Below are 10,019 nucleotides of genomic sequence, written 5' to 3' on the forward strand. Positions count from 1 at the left end.
ATCCGACAGAACGGCAGCTAATATATAGTGCCTAATACTGATCTAGGGAGGGGGTCAGCTTGCTCTAGCGTATCCACTCTATAACAATGCAAGCATATTTATATAGAAGCAAAGATGATTTTAAAGACCTTATTAAAGAAAAAGGTAGGGTAAGAATTGTAAAAGGTGCTTTTAAGGTGCCTGAAGGGCTTTCTATTCCTAGAGGTCAAAAACTAGATGAGGTGTATTTAAGTTATGTCGACCAGTTGTTATCAGCAAAGCATCTGTGCTCAATTGCGACACATGATCACAGTATCCAACAAGAAGCAAAAAAAATAATTAATTATTATAAATCTACCCATCAAATATATGAGTTTGAGAGCCTTTACGGAATTCAAACAGAGCAATTGATTACTTTGAAAAATGAAGGGTACAAAACAAAATTATATTTAGTATATGGTAAAGAATGGTATTTGTATCTATGTAATCGAATAGCAGAATATCCTTTGAACCTTTTTAGAGCCTTGTCAGATATTGTTAACTAAGCTATTTTAACCCCTTATACCTAGCAAAGTCTAAGGGGTTAATCCTATTTTTCTTTTGCTTTACGATCTTTTATATACTTGATTAATTGCTTACCATATACAGATTTTTTTACCTTAGGACTTAATGAGCTAGCAACAGTGTCTAGAAATTTTATATTGGCATCAAATACTTCGTTTAGTGTTATATAAGGTGCGACTTCTAGTTTTCTGTTATTGATAGCAAAGTTGATCGTATATAAATATTTTTGACGAACAAGGTTTTTGTAAGCTTTATCATTTTCCATCAATTTTTCATCATCTTTTTGCTTACTGGCTTCAAAGTTTTCTTTGATAATCCTTAGGTTTCTATCATTAAATCGTTTGAGCATTTTTTTATACTCCATGTATTTTTCTTGATTTTTGCCACCTTTTATTTTTATATCATTCTCAAAATCAAGTAAACTTGTAGAAATGGAAATTTCTCCAGGTTCAGCAAAAAAATCAATACGGTCATTATATTGTTTTCCGTCTTTTTTATCTAAATAGAGGTAGTGAATTTCAGGTTCCTGAACCTGAGAGGTAAGTATAAATTCAGAATTACCATCTATAGTTATAGAATCTATATTGACCAAGGCTGTATCTTGTATTCTTTGTAGGTATACGGTTCCTTTTTTCAGTCCTTTTATATTTGTTGTAATGGTTACATTTCCTTTTTTTGGAGCGTTACAACTGATTAATACCGTAAATAGAAAGAATATGGCAGATAAATATTTCATCTTGTAATTATTGGTTTTTTATTGGGTCACAAATATGCAAGTTTTTATTGTAAATAAAGTCTGGATTTTAAAAATCTAAGCTCTTTTATTAACTTCCAGATGCAATTTGCATTAATATAGTGCATAAAATTGCTCCATAGGTACCTACCACATATCCAAAAACAGAAAGAAGAACACCTACTGTTGCTAGTGAAGGGTGGAATGCAGCTGCAACTACAGGGGCAGAAGCTGCTCCGCCTATATTAGCTTTACTACCTACAGCGAGAAAAAAATAAGGGGCTTTGATTAATTTGGCAACGACAAAAAGCAGTAAGACATGAATCGCCATCCAGATTAATCCAATAGCAATAAGCCCTGGATTTTCAAAAATTCTACCAATATCCATTTTCATTCCAATAGTCGTAATAAGGATGTAGATAAAAATACTACCGATTTTACTAGCACCAGCTCCTTCATATTTTTTTGCTTTGGTATAGGATAATATGATCCCTATAACTGTAACAATGGTAACCATCCAAAAAAAGGTGGAAGTAAAAGAAGATAAGGCCGAGCTAGGGTCGTTAAAAATTTCAAAATTATCAGATAAAGCATTAGATATCCCTTTTGCACCCCAATGTGCAATTCCTACGGTAGTAAATGCGATCGCTAATAAAATCATATAATCTGTTAGTGATGGGTTTCTGGTAATACTTTCTGAATAGCTTGATACTTTTTGTTTTAGCGCTTCAATAGCGCTATTATCAGCCTTTAGCCAACGATCAATTTTATCACTTTTACCTATTCCTAATAATAATATTGCCATCCATATATTGGCAACGACAATATCAACCAATACCATACCTGTGTATTTTTCTGGGTTATATTGATATATTTCTAGCATAGCAGCTTGGTTCGCACCACCACCAATCCAACTACCAGCTAGTGTAGATAGCCCTCGCCATACGGCATCAAACCCTGCGCCTCCAACAGTTTCAGGAGAGATCATAGAAATAAGAAGAACCGCAATAGGCCCTCCTATGATAACACCTATTGTTCCTGTTAAAAACATAATTAGTGCTTTTGGACCAAGATTAGTAATGCTTTTAAGGTCAATACTCAATGTCATTAATACAAGTGCTGCTGGGAGTAAGTATCTACTGGCAACATAATAGACATTAGAAGATTTTTTTATAAGTTCTCCCTCACTATCAAGCTCTTTCCACTCGGGGGAGATAATTCCTAAAGAATTAAAAACAGCTGGTAGTAAATAGCATAGTAATATGGCAGGAATATACTTATAAAATGTTTTCCAAAACTTATTCTCTAAAGATGATGTATAAAAAATAAGACCTAAACAAAATAGAAGGATACCAAAAACGATAGTATCATCAGTAAAAAACGGAACATTCTCCATGTATATTTTTCTTTAATTTGAAAATAATACTTGCAAAATACATTTAATTTGAAGAAGGCAAAAACAACTTCAGAAAAGAGAAGAATGTGTTATGCCAAATTAACCATTAAATGGCGTATTAAAGACATCGTTATTTTTATGAATAAGGAATTTAGGGAAAAAAAGAACAAAATGACATGCGTAATTTAATATTAGTCATTTAGCCAGTTTTTTAACAGCATTTTTTGTTGTTCAGAAGCTTTTGGGTTTTGTGTTAGGATTATTTTTTCAACTGTAGGCTTTATTACAGTTGATGTGAGTTCTATTGTTTTACCATTACGTTTGATGCGAAAGGTAATTTTATCTCCAATTTTCCACTTATTAGAGTCTCCAAAAAGGTCGTATATGTTTTTGAGGGTATATTTTTTATTATTAATACTAAGTAGTACATCACCTTCTAGGACACCTAATTTTTTTAAAAAACTATTGAACGGAATATCTGAAGTGAAAATAACTTCATCTGTTGCTTCATATCCTGTAACGAATGGTTCTTGTTCAAAAATAAAAAAAGAAGAGGGCGTGTTTTTTATGCCATATGACACTCCAACTTTATTCAGGTAGAATTCATAATCAATAGGGGTATTACCCACCACGTGTTTTTGTAAAAAATCACTTATTGCAGGATAAGATGCTTCTTCTATTGCAGCGATAAGGTTTTGGTCTTCAAAAGGAACATCTATACCAAACTCTTCTGATAGGTTCTTGATGAGGTCCAAGATTCCTAGTGCACCATTACTCTTTTCTCTCATAATAATATCTAGGCATAAAGAGATTAACGCACCTTTTTCATACACATTTCTATAGTTCTTTTTATAAGGATCAACCAGTATATTTTTACTCATAGTAGTAAAAGAGACAGAATCATCAAATGAAGCAGCAGCTTCGATTTTGTCAACAATCCGTTCAAAAAAATCTTCTTTTAAGATAAGCCCTTGTGTAATTTGAAATAACATCGAAAAATATTCTGTTGTACCCTCGTATAACCATAAATGTTCAGACATTTTTGGATTGTTGTAATCAAAATCATGAATCTCTTTAGAATGTAATGTTAAAGGAGTTACAATATGAAAAAACTCATGAGAGACAACATCGGTTAGCGCTTCATTAAGCTTTTCGTTTGGAAGAGATTCTGGTAATACTACAACAGTAGAAGTGTTGTGTTCTAGAGCTCCAAAACCTCTGGCATCATTAGATTTTGAAGAAGAGAGATATAATAGGATGCTATACTTTTTTGTTGAATTGATAGGACCTAGAAAATCTTTTTGAGCTTTGATTACATGCTCCATCTGAGGCATTATTTTTGAAGCTCTTTTTGTTTTGTTATCAGAATATACACTTAATAAGATTTCTATATCATTGACAGTAAATCTAACCTGATCAGGAACAGAATACATGATCGGATTGTCTACAACATCGGCATACCTTTTGAATGAAAAATAATCTACATCGTTGTTGGAAATAGTTTTATCAGTATTTTCAAAAAGTATTTCTTCAAGAGATGTAGAGGCTTCTAGATTAGATGGGTGCTTGATAAATAAATTATATTTTTTTTCTTTCAGCCCATTAAAGTACCCTATAAAAGCGTGTAGATTCAATACAAAATTTTTGTCTTTAAGAATATTAGTGCCTGTTGGCGAAAAAACATCATGGGTTTCTTCTGAATCAAAAGTGTCATTTACCCAATAGGTGATTTTGTTTAATTGTGTTGCGTTCTGTATTTTCCATTGGTTATGACCATTTTTTTGTACGATAAGAGAGTTTCCTTCTTTGTCTAGTGCTTTAAAATCTTCGATATACTTCCCGAAGTTATTATTTTGGTATGTACCAGGAACTATTTTGGGTAAAAAATAGCTTAGTGTATCTTGATTGATGCTATTGATTTGGATTTCTACTTTTACTTTATCATCTGTTACATTAACAAGGTTTATAAATGCTCGTACAAGAGAAGGTTGCTTTGTGTGTGTAACGGCTTGTGTGTTTTTACAACTAGAAGGTAAAAATAACACTAGAGGTGCAAGTAATAGTATAAGTATGGTTTGAATATTTTTTTGCACAGCTATATAATGTTTTGTTGAATGTAAGTGGCTACTCCGTTTTCTTTACCAGAAAGGGTAATAACATCTGCAATTTGTAATGTTTCTGGTTTTGCGTTTGCGACTGCTACCCCTGTTCCAACAGCTTTGAGCATTGCAATATCATTGTAATTGTCACCAAAGGCAACGGCATCAGAAATAGGAATTTTAAAATGTGTATCTAATAAAATTTCTATAGCTGTTAATTTTGAAATACTCTTATGGGCAATTTCTATATAGGTAGGTTTAGAGCGATATAAATGAAGTGTATCCTTAAAGTTATTTTCTAAAAAAGAATATGCTTGATCGATATCTGATTCTTCGCCCATACACATAATTTTATGAGCTCCTTTGTTATCAGTTTGCCATTCGTGTATTACCTGTTTTGTGGATCGCACAACGGGAGTTACTTTGGTATTATTGGCTTCTCTATTTGCCCAAAAATCCATTTCAGGAACAAACCAATCGTTATGGTGATATAAGCTTACATGTACTTTTTGATTTGTATTAAAGCTGTCTAGTTTTTCTATAATATCAGGGGATATAAAGGTAGAATGAATTGGTTTTTGATCCATCACGATTAATCCTCCATTATAACAGATTATAGGTTGGTTTTTTATATCTAAGTCATCCTGTAAATGATACATAGCATCTGGCATTCGAGAAGAGATAAGAATAACAGGTGTGGTATTTTTAACTCTCTTAATTTCTGAAATAGTAAGTTCAGAAAGTTCTCTTTGGGAGTTTAGCAATGTTCCATCAATATCTGAGAATATAATGCGATGTGGCATTAGGCGTTTTTGGTTTTAAGTTAAATAGTTTCTTTGGTAAAATTACTGCTTTACAAAGTTAGTAATACCCGATATAATTTCGGGCATTATTTTTCTAAAGGGTTCATTATAGGATTTATGATTATCTAATCGACCTCCTTTGATTTCTTTTAAAATATGATTCATGTTCTGAACAAATAAAAAATCTGCCTGAGGAACAACTTCTTTTAGTTTTTCTGCCTGTGCTGTTTCTACCTGAAGGTCTTTATCACCATACATAATCAAAATAGGTATTTCTAATTCTACTATTTCTTCAGAGGGATTATATTGTAACCATGACCTCATAAAGGGTTGAAGGTCGTATCTGAAAATAGATTCGAGAGCAGGGTCATACTCTGTTGCTCTACCACTTTTTTTTAATTGCTCAAAAGCTACAGCAGCACTCTTGTCTAGACCTGGAGCTTGTTTGGCAATTTGCTCAATAATTACCTGATCCAGAGGCATGGCATTCCCTGCTATAGAAATAAAACTATTGGCTCTTCCTTTGGCAGCAATCATGCCTATGAGTGACCCTTGTCCATGACCAGCAATACTAATCTTTTTATATTTTTTATTTTTCTTAAAAAACTCTATAACAGAAATTGCATCTTCAATAAAATGATCCAAAGAAATTTCATGCTCACGAATTCCAAGGCCATCCATTTTAAAAAGCCTTTTGTCATAACGATATGTGGCTATACCTGATTTTGCAAGCTCGTATGCGAGATGTTTGAATGTATCATTTTTTGACATTCTATCATTGCCATCTCTATTAATTGCTCCAGCATCCATTATAAAAATAATCAATGGAACAGAGTCATCAGAATATGGTGTTACCAAAGTACCTTCTACATATTTATTGATTTTGACAACTGCAGAATTGTATTCTTTTGACTGCGCCAAGCACAGAGTAGTTATCAAGCACATAAATAAATAAAGTGTATTCTTCATAGTAATAATAGATTTATTGGTATGGTATAGATAAAATAAAAAAACCAGTATTTAGTAAAAAAGTATAATGTAATTTTTATGCTATTAAAAATGATGGCATACAAAAAAAGTAAACGATAAATGGGGACGCATATTTGATACAAGCGACAACTGTTTGTTGTTTTGAATTTATTTTGGTTACTATCTGTTTTTAATGAATCACTAACATACCCTTTTTTATCTTTGTCTCAAAATATAAATAAATGAAACTTCAATATACATGCTTACTTATCATAATTACAATCTCTTTGTCTGGGTTTTCTTCAGATTATGATTGGGGAAAAACTGGTCATAGAGTAACAGGTCAAATAGCAGAAGGGTATCTTACTGAGAAGACAAGACGTGGTATAATGCGACTTCTTGATGGTCAGAGTCTTGCTCTTGTATCAACTTTTGCTGATGATATCAAGAGTGATGAACAGTATAGGAAATATGGCTCATGGCATTATGTCAATTTTTCTTTTGATAAAAAGTATGGTGAAGAAAAACCGAGTACTTATGGTGATTTGATTCAGGGGATTGAAACTTGCATATCAATATTGAAAAATAAAGAAACAAGTAAAGAGGATAAGGCTTTTTACCTTAAGATGTTGGTGCATTTTGTTGGAGATTTACACCAGCCGCTCCATGTAGGTAAGAAAGAAGATAAAGGAGGAAATGACATACAGGTACGTTGGTTCAAAAAAGGTTCTAATTTGCATAGAGTTTGGGATAGTGAGATGATTAATCATTACGGGATGAGCTATACCGAATTGTCTTTGAATACAGATGTGTTGTCAAAGAATCAAATTAGAGATATACAAAAGGAAAACCCTTTGGATTGGGTTTATGAATCACAAGAATTGGCTAAACAGATATATAATTCTGCAAATGTGGGCGAAAAATTAGGGTATAAATATATGTATCAATATTTTCCTATTGTATGGTCTCAATTACATAAATCAGGAATACGGTTGGCCAAAGTTTTGAATGATGTTTTTGGGTAATTAATTACTAATAGAAAGATCTTTTCGATATTGTTTAGGAGACATTGAGAAGTGTTTTTTGAACGTTTTAGTAAGGTGGCTTTCATCTGTATACCCTAATTGATATGCTATTTCTGCAATAGTAAACTCAGTATGCTGTAAACGGTATTCAACTAGTTTCATTTTGTATTTGGTAACATATTGATGAATAGATTCTCCTGTTTTTCTTTTGAAATATGTGCTAATAGAACTTTGAGACATATTAAATTTCTTAGCGAGATAATTAATTTTAGTAAGATCATTGTCATAAACATGCTGTCTAATATGACTTAGTATCAAATCAATTTTGCTATGAGTTACAGGAATATTTTTTTGATTAGAATTATACTTTTCGGTAATATTACGTACGATTATACTGAGAATAGTACTTATAGCATTAGAAATAATTTCTTGATAGTATACTTTTTCATTTTTAAACTCTTCTAATACTACATTGTGAATATCCCAAACAATATTTCTGTCTTCTTCATGTGAAATTACATCTCCAGGTATAATATTAGGCTGATGAAGCAATTGCTCAATTCGTTGTAGCCAATATTTCCTATCAGGAAGATTGACTTTACTAGAAAATAAGAGCTCGGTGAATTTGAAATACGTAAAACTAGTGCGTTTTTCAATCTCAAAATGATGAGTGTCTTCTGGAGCTAACAAAAAAATATCGTTTTTTTTGTATGGAAACCGTATTTCATTAATAGTATGATACCCATTTCCTTTCTCAATAAAAATTATTTCAAAATAATTATGATTATGAGGTTCCGCTTCCCATTCACCAATAGAATATTGGTGCACAACAAAAGTCTCATGCAGTGTATAACGGTTCATGAACAATTTTTTTAACATTTTAAAGTTACAAAAATAAAATTAATAAAATAGTAATTATTTTTCACAAGTGCTTATAAACGAAACATTTGATTCTTATGTAGGGTATTTAAATACTCTTTTTTTACAAGTAATATGTGAGATTATACAAGTGCTATAATAGAGGCAGGATTTACTTTTGCCGCTCAAAAAAATAACACAAATTACTCATGCGAATTAGATTTTTTTTGTACCACATAACAAAGGTTTTGTTTGGGATAATTTTGATAATATGTGGGACATATAATGTGATTAAATATTCTGAATTTTTGAATAGACTTGACACATATTTTGATACGACTACAGTATTTGGTTTTGGATTTTTGGAAGAGTTAGCTCCCTTAGTTCCTTTTGGAGAGTTTGGAATAGGGATGTTTTTGACTTTAGGAATTTTTATAAGAAAAGCACTTCTCACGAGTAGCGTATTTTTTAGCTTTTGTTCTTTGTTTTTTTTGGATTCAGGCTATTTCCCTTTGGCATTGATACATTTATTTCTTTGCATCTTGGCAATTATATTACTAAGAAAAAAGAAGTACGATTTGAGTTCAATAAGATATGATAAAGATTCATATGGTGTAATGCAATAATTTATAGAAAAAAATAACCTCTTTGCAGAGAGGTCTTATATTGGTTTTGTTTTGGATTATAATACCCTTGTGACTACTACGGCAAGGGTATTTTTTATATAAAAATACAAGCATATGTTAGAAAACAGGGGATAGATGTTTTTTATTTGATCGGTGTCGATTTTTCATGAAGAACCCCATTAAGCTCAAATTTTTTGTCCCCAGTAGAACTTAGAATAAAGCTTATTTTTCTAAAACGTATAGCATCCCAATCTTTATCAATAGAGATTTTGTTGACAGGTCTTAAGTTGTAATCTCCTAGAACCCCCCAACCGTGATTTTCTGTAATTTCTGTGGTATAGTTTTTAGAATTTCCTTTTGGATATGCGAACCATAATACAGCATCTCCTACAAGCTTTGGAAATACGGTTTCTATACGATTCTCGATTTGACTTTTTTGGGTTATAAATACGAGTGCAAAATCTACTTCTGATACTTGTATCAGAGATTCCTTAACCAGTACATCTTTTAAGCAATCTAATTCTTTACAAAACCCTTTGGGTTCATTAAGGATCAATATTTCATCTAGATGATTAGGTAATTGTAATTTTTTGAAAAGTGGTGTCATAAGAGTAGCGTTTTTAGAAAGAGATGTCTTTTAAAGATACGAAAAAAAGAGATGACATACTGTATGTAAGGCGTAATATTTTTATGTAGTATGCTGATAGTCATAGGTTTTTTAGAAGAAAGGGGGATACCCATAAATTATGTAAGGATAAACAATAAAAATAGGAAGCAGCAGTTAAAAAGGTAACACAAACTTAAATTTTTTAATTTTGAAAACAGTATTAAGAGGCACCGTACTAGGTGCTTTAGCATTTGTTGAACTAATCCTCGTTGCCTCGGGAGCTTTTTTTTAGCTACTTACAAAAATACCTTAACTTGATGACTCGACAAAAATCTTAAGCATATGTATATAAAAAAAGTC

At 31.8% G+C, this 10,019-nt stretch carries 10 protein-coding genes; 3 read left to right on the forward strand and 7 right to left on the reverse strand.

Annotated features, from left to right (window positions below; genetic code table 11):
- Positions 1-86: 86 nt before the first annotated feature.
- Positions 87-524: a proline dehydrogenase family protein gene (locus CVD18_RS19735; protein WP_233194598.1), complete on the forward strand. Its 438-nt coding sequence runs from the start codon at positions 87-89 to the stop codon at positions 522-524.
- 44 nt (positions 525-568) lie between these two features.
- On the opposite strand, the gene CVD18_RS19740 is transcribed toward CVD18_RS19735, so the two are convergent.
- The 5 genes from CVD18_RS19740 to CVD18_RS19760 form a co-directional block, all read right to left on the reverse strand.
- Positions 569-1,279 (reverse strand): DUF4369 domain-containing protein, encoded by a 711-nt coding sequence (locus CVD18_RS19740; RefSeq protein ID WP_103867221.1) that lies wholly within the window; start codon positions 1,277-1,279, stop codon positions 569-571.
- Between the two features lie 88 nt (positions 1,280-1,367).
- Positions 1,368-2,672, reverse strand: a complete 1,305-nt coding sequence (locus tag CVD18_RS19745; protein WP_103867222.1) for a DUF819 domain-containing protein — start codon at positions 2,670-2,672, stop codon at positions 1,368-1,370.
- 191 nt (positions 2,673-2,863) lie between these two features.
- Complete coding sequence (locus tag CVD18_RS19750; protein WP_233194599.1) at positions 2,864-4,765, reverse strand: peptidase M61; 1,902 nt, start codon at positions 4,763-4,765, stop codon at positions 2,864-2,866.
- Positions 4,766-4,767: 2 nt separating this feature from the next.
- Positions 4,768-5,574 (reverse strand): Cof-type HAD-IIB family hydrolase, encoded by an 807-nt coding sequence (locus CVD18_RS19755; protein WP_103867223.1) that lies wholly within the window; start codon positions 5,572-5,574, stop codon positions 4,768-4,770.
- 42 nt (positions 5,575-5,616) lie between these two features.
- Positions 5,617-6,543 carry an alpha/beta hydrolase gene (locus tag CVD18_RS19760; RefSeq protein ID WP_103867224.1) on the reverse strand — a complete coding sequence of 309 codons (927 nt, stop codon included), beginning with the start codon at positions 6,541-6,543 and terminating at the stop codon, positions 5,617-5,619.
- A 242-nt stretch (positions 6,544-6,785) separates the two neighbouring features.
- Here CVD18_RS19760 and CVD18_RS19765 point away from each other — a divergent pair, with 242 nt between their 5' ends.
- Positions 6,786-7,568: a S1/P1 nuclease gene (locus CVD18_RS19765; RefSeq protein ID WP_103867225.1), complete on the forward strand. Its 783-nt coding sequence runs from the start codon at positions 6,786-6,788 to the stop codon at positions 7,566-7,568.
- Here the strand turns inward: CVD18_RS19765 and CVD18_RS19770 are convergent, their stop codons facing one another.
- Positions 7,569-8,429, reverse strand: a complete 861-nt coding sequence (locus CVD18_RS19770) for an AraC family transcriptional regulator (protein ID WP_158250515.1) — start codon at positions 8,427-8,429, stop codon at positions 7,569-7,571.
- Positions 8,430-8,734: 305 nt separating this feature from the next.
- Here CVD18_RS19770 and CVD18_RS19775 point away from each other — a divergent pair, with 305 nt between their 5' ends.
- Positions 8,735-9,052 (forward strand): hypothetical protein, encoded by a 318-nt coding sequence (locus CVD18_RS19775; RefSeq protein ID WP_146052869.1) that lies wholly within the window; start codon positions 8,735-8,737, stop codon positions 9,050-9,052.
- 142 nt (positions 9,053-9,194) lie between these two features.
- On the opposite strand, the gene CVD18_RS19780 is transcribed toward CVD18_RS19775, so the two are convergent.
- On the reverse strand, positions 9,195-9,659 hold the full coding sequence (locus tag CVD18_RS19780; RefSeq protein ID WP_199185113.1) for a hypothetical protein: 465 nt from the start codon (positions 9,657-9,659) through the stop codon (positions 9,195-9,197).
- Positions 9,660-10,019: the final 360 nt, after the last annotated feature.

The sequence above is a fragment of the Aquimarina sp. I32.4 genome (genome assembly GCF_002924285.1).
In the GTDB taxonomy this organism is placed as follows: Bacteria; Bacteroidota; Bacteroidia; order Flavobacteriales; family Flavobacteriaceae; genus Aquimarina.

Excerpts from the sequence above, each read along its gene's own strand:
- CVD18_RS19770 (WP_158250515.1), bottom strand. The coding sequence starts at position 8,429 with ATGAACCGTTATACACTGCATGAGACTTTTGTTGTGCACCAATATTCT.
- CVD18_RS19755 (WP_103867223.1), bottom strand. The coding sequence starts at position 5,574 with ATGCCACATCGCATTATATTCTCAGATATTGATGGAACATTGCTAAAC.
- CVD18_RS19780 (WP_199185113.1), bottom strand. The coding sequence starts at position 9,659 with ATGACACCACTTTTCAAAAAATTACAATTACCTAATCATCTAGATGAA.
- CVD18_RS19745 (WP_103867222.1), bottom strand. The coding sequence starts at position 2,672 with ATGGAGAATGTTCCGTTTTTTACTGATGATACTATCGTTTTTGGTATC.
- CVD18_RS19735 (WP_233194598.1), top strand. The coding sequence starts at position 87 with ATGCAAGCATATTTATATAGAAGCAAAGATGATTTTAAAGACCTTATT.
- CVD18_RS19760 (WP_103867224.1), bottom strand. The coding sequence starts at position 6,543 with ATGAAGAATACACTTTATTTATTTATGTGCTTGATAACTACTCTGTGC.
- CVD18_RS19740 (WP_103867221.1), bottom strand. The coding sequence starts at position 1,279 with ATGAAATATTTATCTGCCATATTCTTTCTATTTACGGTATTAATCAGT.
- CVD18_RS19765 (WP_103867225.1), top strand. The coding sequence starts at position 6,786 with ATGAAACTTCAATATACATGCTTACTTATCATAATTACAATCTCTTTG.